The sequence below is a fragment of the Roseateles toxinivorans genome (genome assembly GCF_004362525.1).
In the GTDB taxonomy this organism is placed as follows: Bacteria; Pseudomonadota; Gammaproteobacteria; order Burkholderiales; family Burkholderiaceae_C; genus Paucibacter; species Paucibacter toxinivorans.
The window spans coordinates 69,592-87,183 of the sequence record NZ_SNXS01000016.1 but is presented as its reverse complement, the minus strand read 5'-3'; the positions used below and the strand labels follow the sequence as shown (position 1 = coordinate 87,183).

Sequence of the window (17,592 nt, the reverse complement as noted above, 5' to 3'; positions counted from 1 at the left end):
CTGAGGCAAACTATTACCGGCAACTCGCCAATCAAGCCGTCGCGGTGGCGGTCTGACTTAAACCAAATGGCCTCCACGAATCCCGGGGCGATTCAGTGTTTGCAGGGTGAAAAGTGTGTGGTGATTGGCGGCGACACGGCGACAGCCTTCATCGTGTCTGCGCAAGCGCCGGGTGGCTTGTGCCTGTTCTGGGTCGAGGCTGAAAGTGTTGGGCTGACTCGCCACAGCTATCCGCTCGTGGACGGCGGCCGAGGCGCCAATCTGACGCTGTTCAACGTGTATGTAGGGGACGATGCACGCCTTTGCGAGCCCGGATTCGCCTTGGACTTGTTGAACCATTCGAACCAAGTCGGCTTGGCCGCCCTGGGCGCTGAGGCCATCGGCCTGGTGGATTTGCTGCTCGCACAGACGCTCGCCTACACCCGCGAGCGGCGCCAGTTCGGCCAGACGTTGGCTCAGTTCCAGGTCTTGCGTCACCGAATGGTGGACATGTTCATGCAGGCGGAGCAGTTGCGCTCGATGGTGCTGTTGGCCAATATCCGGCTCGCGGAAAGCCGTGCTGACGTGAGCCGTGTGCTGTCGGGCCTGAAGGTGCAGGTCGGCAAGGTAGGCCGCTTCGTGGGTCAACAAGCGATACAACTTCATGGCGGCATGGGCATGTCGGACGAAGTCGTGGTGGGTCACGCCTTCAAACGCTTGCTCGCGCTGGACGCCCAACTCGGCAATGTGGATCATCATCTGCGGCATTTCGCCGCGCAGAGCCAGGTGGCCTAAGGCCTCGGGTCGATGGGGAATTGGGCCAGCAGCTTGAGCTGCTGAGCCTCCTCAGCGCCGTAGAGCCGCTCCGCCAGGAGCGCACCGAAGTACTGCACCCGAAGTGCCCGCAGCCGATCGAACTGTGCCATGGCGTCAGCCCGCGAGTGCGCGGCTTCACCCGGGGGGAGTTGTTGAAACTGCGCCTCCTGGTAATGGTCGTAGCGAGACATGAGCGCCGCAAACTCGCGCGCGGCGTCGGGGGGCAGGCTGGCCTCTAGCATGCGCTGCTTGCGAACGCGTGCGGCTGGCTCGTTGAGCGAGAAGAGCTTCTCGACGTCAAGTCGAGTGGCCTCGTCCATCACCAACCTTTGTTGCGCGTCGAGGCGCAAGTGCAAGGTGTCAGATGCTTCATCGCCGGCAATGACCGTCTTCGAATGGAATGGCGCGCGGGCATTCGCAGTAACGTGTGGTTCAGCCCAAGGCTGGAGTTCCGGTGCCGACGGTGGCGGCTGGACCCGCGCGATCTGCCGTTCCGCGTTTGAGTGATTTGGTGCTTGCGCGGGCTCCGTTGCAATTGGACTACTCCCTGTCCAAAGCCATGCGCAGCCAACCAGGGTTGCGAGCACAACCACGAAAGCGCGATGTGATGAGCTCACAGCACACTCCCGTCTAATTGCCTGGTGCAGGGGCCCCGCCGCTGCTGAATTTGGGGCCGCAGCGCATCAGAAGGGGCCGGTTGATGCGAACGAAGACAGGCGCGAGTCGGTCACCAGGAAGGGGCCGTATCGAACGTCCTGGTCAGCAAAGCGCTTGCTCCAAGCAATCTGGTAGCCGCTGGCAGGCTGATTGGGCGTGCTCGTGGTCGGGAAGGAATGTGTGGCCCCGCTGATGATGGCCAGCAGCTTCTTCGTGGTCGTGGGCATGCTGTTGTAGAACACGGTGGCGTGGTCGGTGGGTGACGCTGTCGTGTCCGCAGACCCCGCGACGATGGCGGTAGGTACGGTTGTGGTGGAGAAGTTCTTGTCGCTGTCGCTCCACGGCGCAAGGGCAACGGCGCCGCGAAGCGACGGGTTGCCGCGTGCTGCGATCAGCGCGCCGCCGCCGCCCATCGAATAGCCTGCCACCATGCGACGCGCGGAGTCTACCTTGCCAACAACCGGTCCTGTGCTGATGGCCGCGACAGTGTTGAGTGCAGCGATCAGTTGGGTTGCTCGACTGGCCGGGAAGTCAAAAATGCTGTTGGTGTTCATGGTGACTACCACGAAGCCGTGGGTGGCCAAGCGCCGGCCAAGGGCCGCAACCGCCGATTGCGAGTTGGTGAAGCCAGGGCAGAAAGCGACCAAGGCATAGCGCCCAGCAGTGTTGGGCACATAGATCGTGCCGCCGGCAAAGCCTGTGGCGCGGCTGGCGGTTTGCGTGCTGACCGCGAACGGGCCATCGGCGGCGAGGCTGGCGGCCGTCGGATCAGGGCCGATGGCCTGCGCATGTGTGGCGCCGTGGAAGAGACTGCTGGCCAAGAAGGCGGCAAGGGCCGCGCGTTTCATCAGTAGCTGTTTCAATCGAATCTCCATCGGTGAGAGGCGGAGCGCCTCATAGCTTGGGGATACCGGCACGATTTCAGCGCTGCTGACTTCGGCCGGCAGGAGTTTGCGCACTTCCCTCGATGCAGCATTCGCACTAGTCGCGTGAGCGAGCTACCGCTGCAGCACTTTTTCTCTTGGAGGGGCCAGCCTTCCTCCACAGTTCTGGTGCCCCCAACACACCATCGCGGCCCTTGATGGGCTTGTCCAACGACTGGGACTGCTGGATCTCCGGGCCAACAACACGCAATCGAATGGTTGGCCTTGTTCCATTTGCCGGATTTATGTGCCCGCCAGGGCCTTGCGCCCTTGCAGCAACACGCGCAGCCTCTCGTGGCGCTTCGCCGTCAAGCTGTAGCGAAGGGCGATTAACATCGCCAAGCCGAGCGCCGCGCTAGGTATCACTGCATACAACAGGCTCAGCGAGGCCAGTGCTGCGGGGGCCGTCTCGCCCGCAGCGTGGTAACCCACCCAAGACAAAGCGTTGAGCGAGGCGCCCTGGCCCACTGCCTGGCCCAAGTTTGTCACCACTCCGAACACTGCGAACAGCAGCCCGTTGCGAGACTTGTGGGTGATCGCGGTGTCGACGTCAGCTGCATCGGCCAGCATGGCGGCCGGTAGCAGGTCGAGGGCGCCGAAGCAGAAGCCCTTGAGAATGAACATCGCGGTGAAGAGCGCTGTGTCGCCCTTCCCCAGCAGGTACAGACCGAGGTTGGTGCAAATTGCAATCACCATCCCCGCTGCCAAGGCGTGGTGCTTGCTGGTGCGCTTGGCGACCCAACGCCAGCACGGCACACCGCAAAACGCGCTGATGAAATAGTAGACATAGACGAGGCCAAGATTTTTGACGCCAATCACGTCACGGGCGAAGAACACTGTCAGAGTTTGACGGAAGGTTTCGGCGCTGAAGCCGATGAATACCACCAGCAGGATGCACTGCAGTGGGCCATTACGTCGCAGGGCACGCCAGTTCGCCTTCCAGTCAAACCGTGCGCGCGGGGGGCGGGGTGTCGGCGCGGGCTCAGGCGTGAAGTACAAATTAATGCCCGCAACGATGGGCAGCGCGATGACCGTCATGACCGTAAGCGCAAACAGCACGTCGGACGATTTCGCGCCGGCTTGACCCAACACGACTGCCGGCACCAAGGTTGACACGATGAGGCCGCCGGTCGAGAAGAACTGTCGCACCGATGAGATGCGGGTGCGCTCGTCGTAGAAAGGCGACAGCTCGGCACCCCAGGCTCGATGGGGCACTTGGATCAGCGAGAAGCCGGCATACATCACGGCCAGCCATCCCAGGAAGTACACCAGGGTGACGCCCTTGCCCGGGTTAAAGAGCTGGCTCATGCCCAGCAACAGCACGACGCTACCCACCACCAAAAAGGGCTTGCGTCGCCCGAAGCGGCTGCGCAACCGGTCACTGAAAGCGCCAACGAAGGGGTCGATGCAAATGTCGGCGAAGCGCGCGATCAGCATGGCTGTTCCCAGAGCGGCCAGTGATAAGCCCATCTCACCGGCATAGAACGGTGCCAGGTAAATCGCCAGCGGCAAGCCGATGGTCGACAACGGCATGGCCACCAAGCCGAAGGCCCAAATGGCAGAGCGCGGTAGCGCTGGGGAGGTCGTCTGGGTCATGTGCTTTGGCCGAATCTGCTCATTGCTAAGTGACCTTATTGAATCATTCGTCAATAAAGAAAATACTAGGTGTTTGCACCGAAGTCGAGCGGGGATATGAGCGCGCCGGCACCGGCGCTGGGCTGGCAAACGAAGACCTTGGACGCCAGCCCCTCTGGTGATCGATAGTGCCGGCTGATGGCCGCCTCAACCGCGGCGACTCGGCCCTTTGGCATCAGCGCTACCACGCAACCGCCAAAGCCGCCGCCGGTCATACGGCAACCACCTTCGCCCGCGAGAGTGTCAGTGATCAGTTCTACCAGTTGGTCCACGGCGGGCACGGTGATTTCGAAGTCGTCGCGCATTGAGGCATGTGAGGCCGCCATAAGGGAGGCCACTGCCGCCAGGTCGCCCCGCTCCAGTACCTCAGCAGCACGGAGGGTTCGGTAGTTTTCTGTCACCACGTGGCGCGCACGGCGGTGGGTCAGCGCGTCCAGTCCCGAGGTCGCCAGCTGATCCAGTGTGACGTCGCGCAGCGCATTGACGCCAAGGTATCGCGTCGCGGCGGCGCAGGCCTCGCGGCGCTCGTTGTAGTGGCTGTCGACCAGCCCCCGGCGCACCATGGAGTGTGCGATTAGTACGGCCGCCCCTTCGGGCAACGTCACGGTCTTGGTGGACAGGCTGCGGCAATCGATCAGCAGTGCACTGCCGGCTTCACCCCTTGCCGAGACCAACTGGTCCATGATGCCGCACTGGCAGCCGACAAACTCGTTCTCGGCGCGCTGAGCGAGCAGCGCCAGCTGCGTTGGGTCGAGCGTGGGTATGGCACCTGCGGCACGAAACGCCGCCCCAACAGCCACCTCGAGCGACGCCGAAGAGGACAAGCCGGCGCCTTGCGGTACGTCGCCGGTGATCAGCATGTCCAGTCCAGGCAGACTCGGGTCGAGCGACAGAAGTTGCTGAGCCATGCCTCGCACGTAGTGACTCCAGTGCACCTCGCCCTCCCGGCTGAGTGGCTGCGTCAAATCAAACTCGTCGCGTGCTCCGGCGTAGTCCAGCGCCACCACGCGAACGCGGCGGTCGGTGCGGCGGCGCAGCGCAATGACGGTGCCTCGATCGATGGCGCAGGGCAGCACAAAGCCGTCGTTGTAGTCAGTGTGCTCGCCGATCAGGTTGACCCTGCCGGGTGCTTGCACGCAGGCTTTCGGGGCCGCGCCGAACGCACTGATGAAGGCCGCCTCGGCGCGCCGCTGCAAGTCAGCGTGGCTCAAGGCAACACCTCGCGGACGGCGCGGTAGTGGATGGGCGAGGCGGCGCGCAGCGCGGCGGCAGCTTGCTCAGCGGTGAGGTCGCGCTGGGCCTCCGCGAGCATCTCGTAGCCCACCATGAATTTTCGCACCTGAGCCGATCGCATCAGAGGGGGATAGAAGTGGGCATGCAGTTGCCACGGGCTTGGGTCACGTCCGTCGAAGGCCGCGCCATGCCAACCCATCGAGTACGGGAAGCTGCAGCCGAAGAGGTTGTCGTAGCGCGCAGTTAGGTTTCCGAGCAGTTCGGCCAGGCCGTCACGCAATTCAGGGCTGAGGTCAGTCATGCGGGGCACCCTGACCCGAGGCATCAGCAGGGTTTCGAAGGGCCAGGTTGCCCACCAAGGAACGACAGCGACCCAATTGTCATTGGCACAGACGACACGCTCTCGCGCGGCGAGCTCGCGCTCTGCATAGTCCAGCAACAGCGGGGTGCCGTTCTTGACGAACCAGGCGCGCTGCGCAACGTCCTCGGCAGCTGGCTCGTCGGGCACCCGGTCGGTGGCCCAGATCTGCCCGTGGGGGTGGGGGTTAGAGCAGCCCATCATGGCGCCCTTGTTCTCGAACACCTGCACCCAGGGCCATCGGGCCCCCAGGTCTGCGGTCTGATCACACCAGGTGTCGACCACGTCGCGCCGCGCAGCCAACGTGAGTTCTGGCAAGCTCAATGAGTGGTCGTGAGAGAAGCACAGCACCCGGCTCGTGCCACGTGCGGGGGCCGCACGCAGCAACGGGTCACCCGCTTCGTCTGGAGCGGGCGCGTCCGCCTGAAGGGCAGGGAAATCGTTGTCGAAAACGTAGGGGCCGCGGTAGTCGGGATTGGCGTCACCCTGCACTCGGGAATTGCCGGGACAAAGGTAGCAATCGGCGTCGTGGCTGGGGCGCTGGGCGACGTCGACCGGGTCTTGCTGACCCTGCCAGGGGCGAAGGTTGCGTTGTGGCGAGACGAGCACCCAGCGGCCGCTCAGTGCATTGAAGCGGCGGTGCGAGTGTAGCGACGGGTCGAATCGTTCAGTCATGGAGTGCGTCTGCGAGCCAGCCCCAGGCCATGGGCGGGAAGGGTGCTATCACCCAGCAGCCAATCGGCCTCGGGTACAGCCAGCGTGATGGGATGGGCGTTGTAGTTGAAGGCGAACAGCAGGTCCCCGCGGCGGCGTATGCGCAGACCTTGAGGCAAACGCACCGGCGCCATCCCTGCGTCGATGGCAGCGTCCTCGATAACTTGGCGCTGCAACTCCGCGCTGAACCAGCCCGCCAGGTAACGAGTGCGGCCCTGTCGCACCACGGCCGCCTGTCCGTCCGAGTACTGCGCCAAAGTTGTGACATTGGGCCCTGCGTCCAGGGTCTCCCGCCAGCGGGTAGAGGAATGCCGGGAGCCCTTGAGCAGCACCGTATCGGTCACGCCGGGCCGCAGAGACTCGACGCGCGTCACACGCAGATTGATGAGCTGACGCAGCGAACCCGGTGGTAAGCCTTCGGGGATGCTGACAGCGTCAGTCTTGGACCCGGTACGTGGGTAGAGCACGACCTGCGCCGAGGTGGATTGGAGGGTCGATAGCAGGGCGTCACTGACCAAGGGCATTGAAGGCAGAACGACCAGTGAATAGCCGTTGAGATTCGCGCCGGGCGGCACGATGTCAACGTCGAAACCAAGCGAGCGAAGCGCGCAATAGGCCTCGTAGGTGAGCCGCAAGCCGTTGTAGTCGGCACCTTGCGGTTGGATGTCTAGCAGCCACAGGCTGGCGTAGTCGAAGACCAAAGCGACCTGCGCAGGACGAGTGGGCTCCGTGGGTACCAAAGCCAATTCCGCCGCCACGGCGGCGGCTTCTGCGCCTCCGACGTCCAGGCGGCAATCTGGCGTCTGCAGGCCCGCGTGCATCTGCTCTTGGCCGAACGGGGCCTGGCGCCAGCGGAAGTAGCTGACGACATCGGCGCCGTGTGCGAACGCCTCCCAGGTCCACAAGCGCACCATGCCGGGCGCTGGCGCGGGGTTCCAGTTTGCCCAGTTCACCGGGCCGGGCTGCTGCTCCATCACCCAAAAAGGTAGGCGCGACATGCCGCGGTACAGGTCGTGGTGAAAGGCAGCGAAGTCGGGGTGTCCGGTTCGTAGCCAACGCTGCTTGTCATCAGCGTCGAACCAGAACATTTCCAGCGCTCCAAGCGGATAGCTGTCCCAACTGGCCACATCCAGATCAGACGCCACCGCGTGGTGGTCGAAGCCCGTGAACAGTTGCATGAAATTGTGCACCAGCACCCGGCCCGGCGAATGGCAGCGCAGGATCTGGCACTGCGCGCGATTGAAACGCAGCACCTCGTCGGAAGCGAAACGGCGGTAGTCGAGCCGGTGCGCCGGGTTGGCTTCGGTCACGGTGCCAGTCGGGGAATCGATCTCGTCAAAGTTGCTGTAGTCCTGACTCCAGAACACATTGCCCCAGGCTTGATTGAGTGCTGCAACGTCGCCGTAGCGTTGCTGCAGCCAGCCTCGAAAGCGTTGCACCGCTTGCGGTGAGTGGCTGACGACGGTGTCGTGACAACCGTACTCATTGTCGGTCTGCCAGGCCACCACGGCGGGGTGTCGGCCGTAGCGCTCGGCGAACGCACGAGTGATGCGCGCAGCTTGCGCCAGGTATCGGTCGCTGGAGAAGTCATAGTGCCTGCGCGAACCGAAGCGACGCTGGCGGCCGTCCTCGCCCACCGCAAGCATGTCGGGGTCGAGGTCCACCAGCCACTTGGGTGGTGTGGCAGTAGGCGTGCACATCACGAGTTGCAGGCCGGCATCGGCCAGCACCTGTACGGCGCGATCCAGCCAGCCCCACTCGAACATGCCCGGCTGAGGCTCCACGCGCGACCAGCTGAACTCGCCGATGCGCACCAGGCGAACGCCCAGTGCGGCCATCTGGCGCGCGTCCTCAGCCCACCAGGCTTCGGGCCATTGTTCGGGGTAGTAGCAAACGCCCAGGCGCATGGCTCAGCTCGGCTCGGTAAGGAATTCGGCGAGCCACGGCATGACGCGCTCGGGCTGGTCATGCAGCAGCCAGTGGCCGCCGTCCGGTACCCGGCGCAGGGTTAGCTGTGGCACCCACTGCGGCAGTTCATCAAGGCACTCGACGGGGAAAGAGCCGTCGCGCTCACCCCAGACGACCAGCGTGCGCATCGCGATGTGTCCACTGGCGGCGCCTAGGTCGGGAACGGCACGCGCGTCGAGTCTCAGTGCGGCGTCAAAGTTCACAGCACGGTACCAATTGATGGCTGCATCCAGAGCGCCAGGTTGGGACCAGGCCAATTCGCAAGATGTGCGAGTGGGATTCAATTCGTCTTGGTGCTTGCCATCTGCTCTGACTGACCAGAGGGCCGAGTAATGGTTCTGCGAGAGATGCTCCACCGCACCAGGCGAACACAGACGCTGCACATACTCAGACGCGGCGCGCTGTGCAGGGTTGCTGCGCAACTGCTGAGCGAATACGCAGGGGTGTGGGGCATTGAAGATTGCGAGGCACGAGACCTTTGCTGGATGGCGGGCGGCCACGACCCAGGCCAGCATGCCGCCCCAATCGTGCCCGACCAACGCGCAGCGCCCTCCCAGGTGATCGATCAGCGCGAGGACGTCATCCACCAAGTGATCGATCGCGTAGTCGGCCACAGACAGGGGCTTCTCTGACAGGTTGATCCCGCGTAGGTCAGGCGCCATCACATGGTGTTGCCCAGCGAGCGCAAGCATCGTCGACTCCCACAGGCGCCAGTGGTCAGGGAAGCCATGCAGCAACAACACGGGGCTGCCGCAGCCGGTTTGACCCGCCTGAGCCACGTGCAACCGCACGCCGGCACCGGACAGGAAGGAGTGGTGAATCGTGCCATCTTTCATATTGACGGATATTACAATAGATATCGATGAGAGGTCACTTGGAGCGTTCTTTTGACTACCTGCTTTCACCGCCTTGATGCCCCCGATCAGACCTTGGTACTGATGACCCCACAGGCTCGAATGCCGCAGTTGCTTTACTGGGGCGAGCCCTTGCCGGCGGACTGCGATCTGGACGCGCTGGCCCGCAGCCGAGAGCCGGCGCTGCCGCATGGGGGGTTGGATGTCGCAGAGCTTGTTTCCTGGCTACCTGAGCCGGGGCGGGGCTTCACGGACTCTCCCGGTTTGGCCGTGCGGCGAGGGCGGCGCCATCTGTACACCCAGTTCATTCTGCAGTCCGCCAAGAGGTCGCACGATGGTTGGGACTTTGAACTCGGCGACGCCGCTGCCGGACTTGGTCTGAGCTTGCGCTTGGGCCTGCATGCCGATAGCGGCGTCTTCAGTGCAGATTGCCGGCTCACCAATCTGGGCGCTGATGAGTTGGCTGTCGACGGCCTGGCAACCATGGTCTTGCCCATCCCTCGGCATCTGACCGAAAGACAATCCTTGGGTGGACGATGGGCCGGCGAGTTCCAGACGACGCGCGAACCTATGAGCAGTGCTGCATGGGTGCAGGAAGCTCGCTTGGGTCGGACCTCCCATCACGCCTTTCCGGGCCTTTTGCTCATGGAACCTGGTACTCATGCCACACAGGGTGAGGCTTGGAGTGTGCAGATGGCCTGGTCGGGCAACCACCGGCTGGTGCTGCAGCGCTTGCGCCTGGGCGGTGCGCAGCTTCAAGCTGGCGAGTTGCTGCTGCCCGGTGAGGTGATTTTGCTGCCGGCGGAGAGTCATGACTGCCCGACCTTGCACATGGCTCGCAGCAGTGAGGGATTGCGCCGGTTGAGCCTGAGATGGCACAGGTTCATTCGAGAGTGTGTGCTACCGGCGATGCCAGCCCCGCGACCGGTGCAGTTCAACACCTGGGAGGCCACGTATTTCGATCACGACGATCGTCGCTTGACTGCATTGGCAAAAGCAGCGGCAGAACTGGGCGTCGAACGATTCGTTCTCGACGATGGTTGGTTTGCAGGTCGCTTTGATGACCGCGCCGGTTTGGGCGATTGGGTGCCATGCCCCAAGCGCTACCCGCAAGGGTTGGCACCACTGGCGAACTACTGCCGAGCGCTGGGAATGGAGTTCGGACTTTGGGTCGAGCCTGAGGGGGTGAGCCAAGCGAGCGAGTTGTTCCGGGCTCATCCCGACTGGGTGATGGGCGTACCAGAGTTGGACCAACCGTTAGGCCGGCACCAGTTCGTGGTCAACCTAGCTTTGCCGGCCGCAAGGCAGCATTTGTTCGCGCAGATTGCCGCGCTGCTGCGCAGCGCACCGATCAGCTTTCTGAAGTGGGACATGAATCGCGATATGACTCATGCGGCAGGGCCGGACGGGTGTGCCACCGCACGCCAGCATGTGCTGGGTCTGTACTCACTGATGGATGAACTGCGCGAAGCGTTCCCCTCGCTGGAGATAGAGACTTGCGCATCTGGTGGAGCTCGCGCAGATTTGGGTATATTGCGCCGCAGTTCACGTGTCTGGGTTTCCGATTGCAACGACCCATTGGAGCGTCAAAAGATTCAGCGCGGGTTCCTCGGCTTCTTGCCGCCTGAGGTGATGGGCGTGCACGTGGGCGACGCACGCAGCCACACCACTGGCCGTGTGTCCGACATGCCAGTGCGCACGTTGAATGCCTTGTTCGGCCACCTGGGCATTGAGGCCAACGTCTTGCACCTGAGCGAGGAAGATGCGTGTCACTTGCGGGAGGCTATCAAGGTCTACAAGGCGGAACGCTCCTGGCTGCATGCCGCGAGCATCACGCCCATCGACCATCTGGACCCGGGCGTGTCTGCAACACTGGCCATCGCTGCCGACGGCAGCCGAGCATTGGCGAGTGCAATTGCAGTCGGCCAACCACATGATGCGATTTTGGCACCCTTGCGCGTGCCCGGCCTCTCGCCGAACTGGACCTACCAGGTGAGCCTCCATCCACTTTGGTGGCCAAACCCGGCTGCCGGGAAGACAGCGACATCACTCCAAACGGCAACGCCGCTCATGTTGCCTGGGCGCGCCCTTCAGACCTCGGGACTTGCGCTGCCGATACTGCGGGAGGGGAGCGGGGTCTTGGTTCAGATACAGGCGATTCAGTGAAATGCCTGTAGCGCCATCCCGGAAGTTGTTTGTGTGAGGCTGGTCCCGATCTCGGTCAAGCTGCGGATTTGCTGGTGACTTCCTCACGCTCAAGCTCGGCATGAGCCCTCGAGTCAGTCTCGCCCACTTCAATAGCCCTCGGCCGATGCCAACTTCAGAACCCGCGCTCCCTGCCCACGCTCGACGGCCAAGGGATCAGCGTTCGCCTTGTCTGCGAAGAAGCGCAAGCTGGTGGGTGGCGAGGTTGAAACCTACTTGGCCTGTGACGCGATGCAGGCCCACATCACTCGGCTCTACCGCGATGCCGGTCTGCACGATTGCTCCAGCCACTCCGGGCGGCGGACGTTCGCCACGCGCCTGGTTGCGAAGGGGCATGACATCGAGGTTGTGCAGCGCCTGCTTGGCCATGCCGATCTAGACCATACCGATGATTACCTCGATGTTGGCCGGCGCACGCTGGAAGCGATGTTCGCAGGAGCGCTTTAGCCCTTGCGTCCCTCGATGCCTTACATTAAAGTAAGGAATATAAGGAGATCATCAAATGACAACCGCAACCATCACGACCAAAGGCCAGATCACCATTCCAGCCGACGTGCGCAAAGCGCTGTCGGTCGGCACTGGCGACCGCGTGGAGTTCGTGCAGATCGAACCGGGTCAGTTTCTCTTCGTCGCAGCGAATCGGTCTGTGACTGAGCTGAAGGGTATGTTCGGCAAGCCTGCTAAATCCGTGTCCATCGAGGACATGAATCGCACCATCGCAGCTCGCGGGGCCTCTGCTCGATGATCGGCCTCGATACGAACGTGCTGGTCCGCTACATCATGCAGGACGAAGCCAAGCAGGCCGCCAAGGCAACGAAGCTGATTGAAGGCCTCACCGCTCAAGAGCCCGGTTTCATCACCCTGGTGTCGGTGGTGGAGTTGGTGTGGGTGCTGTCGTCGTCCTACGACTTGGCGCGGGAGCAGGTTGTCCAGGCGCTCGATGTGATTCTTCGCTCGAAGCAGCTTGTGGTTGACCAGGCCGAGCATGTGGTGCGAGCCCTGCGTGCGTATGGGGCTGGCAGTGCCGATTTCGCGGATTGCCTGATCGAGCGTACTGCGGTGGCCGCTGGCTGCACAAAAACGATGACCTTTGACGTTGGCGCATCCAAGACGGCAGGCATGACGTTGATTCAATAGCAGGGAAAGAGGACGTTGAGGAAGAACTGGCTGATCGCTATCCTGGCTGTGGCCTTGGTGAGCGCGCTGACCGTACTGGCCCGCGTGGAGAATGAGCGATATGCCTTGCTGATCGGGATGTGTCGAGATTCAGTCACTGGCCTCGTTAATGGCAAATGCTTGTCATCTGTCCAAACCAGGACCAACGTGCTGTGGCACTTGTTCTACGCCTTCAAAAACTGACCCGGAAACCAGATGACAAATTGCCTGCAATACAAATTGGATTCAGTTGCAAAGCGCAAGGCTCAACTCGATACTATTCGACCATTGCCTGGTCATTCCGTAGCATCCCTCCGAGACAAGATTGCGTTGGAGTGGACCTATCACTCCAACGCAATCGAGGGCAACACTCTGACATTGCGTGAGACGAAAGTTGTCTTGGAGGGAATAACCATTGGCGGAAAGTCAATGCGTGAACATTTCGAGGCTGTAAACCATCGTGATGCGATCCTTTACGTCGAAGAGATAGTCGCCAATGAAGAGCCCTTGAGTGAGCGCCAGATCAAGGACATTCATGCTCTGGTCCTCAAAGGGATTCAGCCAGAGGAAGCTGGCCGCTACCGGAGGGAGAACGTTGTGATTTCTGGCGCGAGCACGAGACCGCCCGGCTTTCTTCATTTGCCTGAGCAAATGCAAGCGCTTCAACACTGGTACGCTGAGACGGAGGATATGAACCCGATTGCTCGTGCCGCTGAGTTGCACGCACGCTTCGTTGAAATTCACCCGTTCGCCGATGGAAATGGACGCACGGGCAGGCTGCTGCAGAACCTCGAATTGATGAAGGCAGGCTATCCGCCAGCAGTCATCCGCAAGGAAGACAGGCTTCGGTACTACGACGCGCTTGATCTAGCCTGTGTGAAGCGGGATTTCAGTGACATCACGGTCTTGGTGGCTGATGCGGTGTCAAGATCGCTAGATACCTACCTTGAAGTTCTGCAGCCAGCTAAGTCCAAGCTTGGTCGATGAGGACGTAGGAAAGCATCGTGAGCACGTTGAACAAGACCAAGCCAATGCGGACCTACACGGCGCCTACAGGCGGCCCCCGCGCTTTGCGCGCTGCAGCTCCCGGATGGAAGCGCTTCTGCGGCTGGTGCGGCCAGGATCGCCCGGTCGGCACAGATGGCCGTAACCTCGTCTGCATGCACTGCGGACACTGACCCGGAAAGAGTCATGTCCACGCCAGACCATACGGCAGTCAGGATCAAAGCGGCACGCGCTGCGCTGGGCCTGAAGCGCCCCGGGTTTTGAGGAGGCTCCAACTGTAGAGAATGGAGCCATGAAGAAGTCCCCGAAGTTTTCCCCTGAGGTGCGTGAGCGCGCTGTGCGTATGGTGCTGGAGCACCGGGCTGAACATCCGTCCCAGTGGGCGGCCATCGAGTCCATCGCCGACAAGATCGGCTGCGTCCCGCAGACGTTGCACACCTGGGTCAAGCAGCATGAGGTGGATGCTGGGCAGCGCGACGGCGTTTCGACTGCCGAGACTCAACGCATCAAGGACCTCGAGCGAGAGAACCGCGAGCTGCGCAAGGCCAACGAGATCCTGAAGCTGGCCAGCGCGTTTTTCGCCCAGGCGGAGCTCGACCGCCGTATCAAGTCCTGAAGGACTTCATCGATCAGTACCGCCAACAGTTTGGGGTCGAGTCGATCTGCCGGGTCTTGCAGATCGCCCCATCGGCGTACTGGCGCCACGCCGCGCGTCAGCGCTGCCCGGTCTTGCGCTCTCGTCGTGCTCAGCGCGATGCGAGCCTGATGCCACAGGTGTGGGCGCCAGTGGTGGATTGACCCACTTTTAGAGGTTCTGCCGACCTCCACGTGACCCTCCTTCGTCAGGCATGTACGCGGGCAGCTGCCGCATCCTAGGCGCCGGGCGGGGTTAAGTGAAAGTTGGCACCATGGGTCAGTCCCACACCGGCGTCAACAAACGCCGCTCATTTTGCCCGGGCGCGCCCTTCAGACCTCGGGACTTGCGCTGCCGATAATGCAGGAGGGGAGCTGTGTCTTGGTTCAGATACAGGCGATTCAGTGGCTGGCCGCTGACGCAGCGTAGTCAAACCAACCCGACGCATCGCTCCCGCTCAACGGCTTAAAAGTGTCTAGAAGATTCGGGACGATTCACTGGCAATGGTGGACACGATGGCAAGCGATAAACCCGCAGGCGACGGAACTACAGCGAGGCGCTGAAGGCGCAGGTGAACCGTGGAGGATGGCCGTCCGTCAACATTGGCCGCATCACTTGATGTAACCAAGCGGCAATGCCGTGGTTAGCTTTAGCTCTTCCATCGCAAAGCTTGAGCTGACATCGTGCAGGCTGGTGCCGGCGATCAGGCGCTTGTAGACCGCATCATAGGCGGCGATGTCGGGCACGACCACCCGCAGCAGGTAGTCCACATCGCCGCTCATCCGATAGAACTCCACGACCTCGGGGATGGCTTGCACCGTGCCGCGGAACTGCTCGAACCATTCCTGGGTGTGGGTGCTGGTGCGCACCGACACGAAGACGGTCACCCCGACATTCACCTTCTGGGCATCGACCAGGGCCACCTGGCGCGTGATCACGCCCGCCTCCTTGAGCCGCTGGATGCGCCGCCAGCAAGGCGTCGCCGACATGCCGACCTGGGCCGCAATCTGCGCCACCTGCTGCTCGGCATCGCCCTGCAGGATTTCAAGGATTTTGATGTCGAAGGAATCGAATTTCATATATCAATTCTATTCAGGATTGAAATTCCAATTGTTCGGCAATCGGCGCAAAAGAAGGAGAACCTTTTTCAGGCACCGGCCAGCAGAATTCCAGCATGGAAATCTATCTCGACGCCAATGCCACCACGCCTGTTCTGCCCCAGGCTCGCGCCGCCGCCTTGGCAGCCATGGCCGAAGACTTCGGCAACCCCAGCAGCATCCACAGCACCGGCCTGAAGGCCCGCGCAGTGATGGACGGCGTGCGGCTGCGCGCCCGCCGCGTGCTGGGCGCGTCGAGCGGCCAGTTGCTTTTTCTCAGCGGGGCGACGGAGGGCATACAGACGGCGGTGCTGTCAGCGCTGAGTTCCTTGCGCCATGGGCAGGCCCGGGCCGAGCTGCTGCTGTACGGTGCGACGGAACACAAGGCCGTGCCCGAGGCCCTGAAGCATTGGAACGCCTTGCTGGGCCTGGGCCTGCAGGTGCTGGCTATCCCGGTCGGTCGCGATGGCCGTCACGACCTGGCATGGTTGCGCGCGCATGCGCCGCGCGCCGGACTGGTCTGCACGATGGCAGCCAACAACGAAACCGGGGTGATCAGCGATCTCGATGGCATCGAGGCCGCGCTGGCCGACAGCCGGGCGCTGTGGCTGGTGGACAGCGTGCAAGCGCTTGGCAAGCTGGCGCTGAATCTGGCCGGACGGCGTATCGACTACGCCCCGTTCTCCGGCCACAAGCTGTACGCCCCCAAGGGCATCGGCATGCTCTACGTCCGCGACGGTGCGCCGTTCACGCCGCTGATGGCTGGCGGCGGCCAGGAGGGTGCCTTGCGCGCCGGCACCGAGAACATGTCCGGCATCGCCGCCTTGGGTGCCGTGCTGACGGCGCTGGAGGAGGGCCGCAGCTTTCAGGACAAGACCACGCTAGCGGTCTACCGAGCCTGCCTCGCGGCAGCGCTGGAGCGCGCCTTCGCGGGCCTGGTGTTCAATGCGCCGCCCGAGCTTTGTCTGCCCACCACGCTGAATTTCTCGGTGCCGGGGCTCAGTTCCAAGCTGCTGCTGGACCTGTTCGACGCGGCGGATGTGCGCGTCAGCGGCGGCTCGGCCTGCAGCGCGGCCCAGGCCATGCCTAGCGATGTGCTGATGGCGATGGGCCTGCCAGCCTGGCAGGCCGCCTCGGCCGTGCGTCTGTCCTTCGGCCCCGCCGCCGATGCGGCATTCATCGATGAAGCCTGCGCCCGCATCCGCGCCTGCGGCGATGCCTTGCGCCAGAGCTGCCTGAGCCCGGGCCAGCCGAGCCCGGAGCTGCCCGCCGGGGGCGTGACCCGCTTCGTGGTGGACGGTGCCTGCTGTTATCTGCTGGTGGATGAGGGGAGTAAGCGATGCATCGTGATCGACCCGGTGCCCGAACTCACCGGCAGCCTGACCCAATTGCTGAGCTGCCACGGCCATACGCTGGCAGCCGTGCTGGACACCCACAGCCACGGCGATCACGCGTCTTCGGCCGGGGATCTGCGCGCCGCTGTGCCGCACTTGCTCGAACCGGGCAGCGTCGATGCGCTGGGCTGGCCGCTGGGTGCTGAGCAGATTTTGCTGGGTGCGCTGCGCTTGAGCCGGCTGGCTCTTCCAGGCCACACCGAGGACTCCAGCGCTTATTTGCTGCACGACGCGCAAGGCCTGCGTCTGGCCTTTGTCGGCGACACCTTGATGCCTGGTGCCCTGGGCCGAAGCGACTTTGCGCAAAGCGCACCGATGTCCTTCGGCGCTTCGCTGCTGAGCCTGGCGCGGGCCATCGGGCCGCAGACGCTGCTGCTACCGGGTCATGACTATGACGACCGCTTCGCGACCACACTGGCCACCGAAATCGCCGCGCAGCCGCTGCTCGCGGGCGTTCTGCACGGCCGGCTGGACAGCGCCGGCTTTGCCGCCGCCAAGGCCGCGCTGGAGCAAGACCTGGCGCTGACCGAATTTCAGACCCTCGCCTGTGGAGCCAGGGTGGACGAAGGCCGCAGCGGCGGCAATGCAAGCCTGCACCAATTGGCCCCGGCGGCCTTGCCGGCCTTGCTGCGTGCCCATCCGGACCTGCTGCTGGTGGATGTGCGCGAGCCCTATGAGCAGGGCTTGAGCCAGACGCCGCAACTCGGGCCTGCCGTGCGCTGCCAAGCGGTGCCGCTGTCGCGCCTGGTCAATGCGCTGCCCGGCTGGCTGGCCCTGCCGCCAGGCACCCGCGTGCTGTTCTTCTGCCGCAGCGGCAACCGCAGCTCGCAGGCCGCGAAAGCCCTGCGCCGGCTGGGGCATGGGCAGGCCTGGAGCCTGGCCGGCGGCCTGGCACTCTGGCCCCACGATACCGACCTGGCTGCCTGCGATCCAGCGCTTGCCATCTGAACGACTCAACTGTCCTC

Annotated in this window: 15 protein-coding genes, 1 pseudogene and 1 other annotated feature; of the genes and pseudogenes, 8 read left to right on the top strand and 8 right to left on the bottom strand. The window is 63.1% G+C overall.

The genetic code is table 11. The annotated features are described in order from the left end of the window. Window positions 1-774, top strand: a 774-nt coding sequence (locus DES47_RS27460) for an acyl-CoA dehydrogenase family protein (protein ID WP_243748486.1), incomplete at its 5' end; no start/stop codon positions are given. Here the strand turns inward: DES47_RS27460 and DES47_RS27455 are convergent. From DES47_RS27455 to DES47_RS27425, 7 genes are all read right to left on the bottom strand, one after another. Continuing rightward, a complete protein-coding gene (locus DES47_RS27455; protein WP_133703974.1) occupies window positions 771-1,151 on the bottom strand; it encodes a hypothetical protein in 381 nt (126 codons plus the stop codon). The two genes, DES47_RS27460 and DES47_RS27455, sit on opposite strands and share 4 nt — an antisense overlap. A gap of 327 nt (window positions 1,152-1,478) precedes the next feature. Further along, a complete protein-coding gene (locus tag DES47_RS27450; RefSeq protein ID WP_133703973.1) occupies window positions 1,479-2,411 on the bottom strand; it encodes an alpha/beta hydrolase family protein in 933 nt (310 codons plus the stop codon). 207 nt (window positions 2,412-2,618) lie between these two features. Next, entirely contained in the window at window positions 2,619-3,971 is a 1,353-nt protein-coding gene (locus tag DES47_RS27445) for an MFS transporter (RefSeq protein ID WP_133703972.1), read from the bottom strand. A 65-nt stretch (window positions 3,972-4,036) separates the two neighbouring features. After that, a complete protein-coding gene (gene galK / locus DES47_RS27440) occupies window positions 4,037-5,221 on the bottom strand; it encodes a galactokinase (protein ID WP_133703971.1) in 1,185 nt (394 codons plus the stop codon). Then, window positions 5,218-6,276: a UDP-glucose--hexose-1-phosphate uridylyltransferase gene (locus DES47_RS27435; RefSeq protein WP_133703970.1), complete on the bottom strand. Its 1,059-nt coding sequence runs from the start codon at window positions 6,274-6,276 to the stop codon at window positions 5,218-5,220. Before DES47_RS27435 ends, galK begins: the two co-directional genes overlap by 4 nt. After that, a complete protein-coding gene (locus DES47_RS27430) occupies window positions 6,273-8,222 on the bottom strand; it encodes a beta-galactosidase (protein ID WP_133703969.1) in 1,950 nt (649 codons plus the stop codon). Before DES47_RS27430 ends, DES47_RS27435 begins: the two co-directional genes overlap by 4 nt. Before the next feature lie 3 nt (window positions 8,223-8,225). Next, window positions 8,226-9,119, bottom strand: a complete 894-nt coding sequence (locus DES47_RS27425; protein ID WP_166652215.1) for an alpha/beta fold hydrolase — start codon at window positions 9,117-9,119, stop codon at window positions 8,226-8,228. Between the two features lie 102 nt (window positions 9,120-9,221). Between DES47_RS27425 and DES47_RS27420 the strand changes: the two genes are divergently transcribed. The 6 genes and pseudogenes from DES47_RS27420 to DES47_RS27395 form a co-directional block, all read left to right on the top strand. Next, window positions 9,222-11,303 carry an alpha-galactosidase gene (locus DES47_RS27420; protein ID WP_133703967.1) on the top strand — a complete coding sequence of 694 codons (2,082 nt, stop codon included), beginning with the start codon at window positions 9,222-9,224 and terminating at the stop codon, window positions 11,301-11,303. A gap of 207 nt (window positions 11,304-11,510) precedes the next feature. Further along, window positions 11,511-11,789, top strand: a complete 279-nt coding sequence (locus DES47_RS27415; protein ID WP_166652213.1) for a tyrosine-type recombinase/integrase — start codon at window positions 11,511-11,513, stop codon at window positions 11,787-11,789. A gap of 55 nt (window positions 11,790-11,844) precedes the next feature. Continuing rightward, window positions 11,845-12,087: an AbrB/MazE/SpoVT family DNA-binding domain-containing protein gene (locus DES47_RS27410; RefSeq protein ID WP_133703966.1), complete on the top strand. Its 243-nt coding sequence runs from the start codon at window positions 11,845-11,847 to the stop codon at window positions 12,085-12,087. Continuing rightward, window positions 12,084-12,479, top strand: coding sequence for a PIN domain-containing protein (locus tag DES47_RS27405; RefSeq protein WP_133703965.1), 396 nt, complete (start codon window positions 12,084-12,086; stop codon window positions 12,477-12,479). Before DES47_RS27410 ends, DES47_RS27405 begins: the two co-directional genes overlap by 4 nt. A 234-nt stretch (window positions 12,480-12,713) precedes the next feature. Further along, entirely contained in the window at window positions 12,714-13,484 is a 771-nt protein-coding gene (locus tag DES47_RS27400; RefSeq protein ID WP_133703964.1) for a Fic family protein, read from the top strand. A gap of 310 nt (window positions 13,485-13,794) precedes the next feature. After that, window positions 13,795-14,279: pseudogene (locus DES47_RS27395) on the top strand (transposase); the annotation flags it as partial. Continuing rightward, window positions 14,073-14,189, top strand: a sequence feature (AL1L pseudoknot). Its footprint overlaps the pseudogene before it by 117 nt. 468 nt (window positions 14,280-14,747) lie before the next feature. On the opposite strand, the gene DES47_RS27390 reads toward DES47_RS27395, so the two are convergent. Continuing rightward, window positions 14,748-15,215 (bottom strand): Lrp/AsnC family transcriptional regulator, encoded by a 468-nt coding sequence (locus tag DES47_RS27390; protein ID WP_133703963.1) that lies wholly within the window; start codon window positions 15,213-15,215, stop codon window positions 14,748-14,750. Window positions 15,216-15,310: 95 nt separating this feature from the next. Between DES47_RS27390 and DES47_RS27385 the strand changes: the two genes are divergently transcribed. Continuing rightward, a complete protein-coding gene (locus tag DES47_RS27385) occupies window positions 15,311-17,575 on the top strand; it encodes an aminotransferase class V-fold PLP-dependent enzyme (protein ID WP_133703962.1) in 2,265 nt (754 codons plus the stop codon). The last annotated feature ends 17 nt before the right edge of the window (window positions 17,576-17,592 follow it).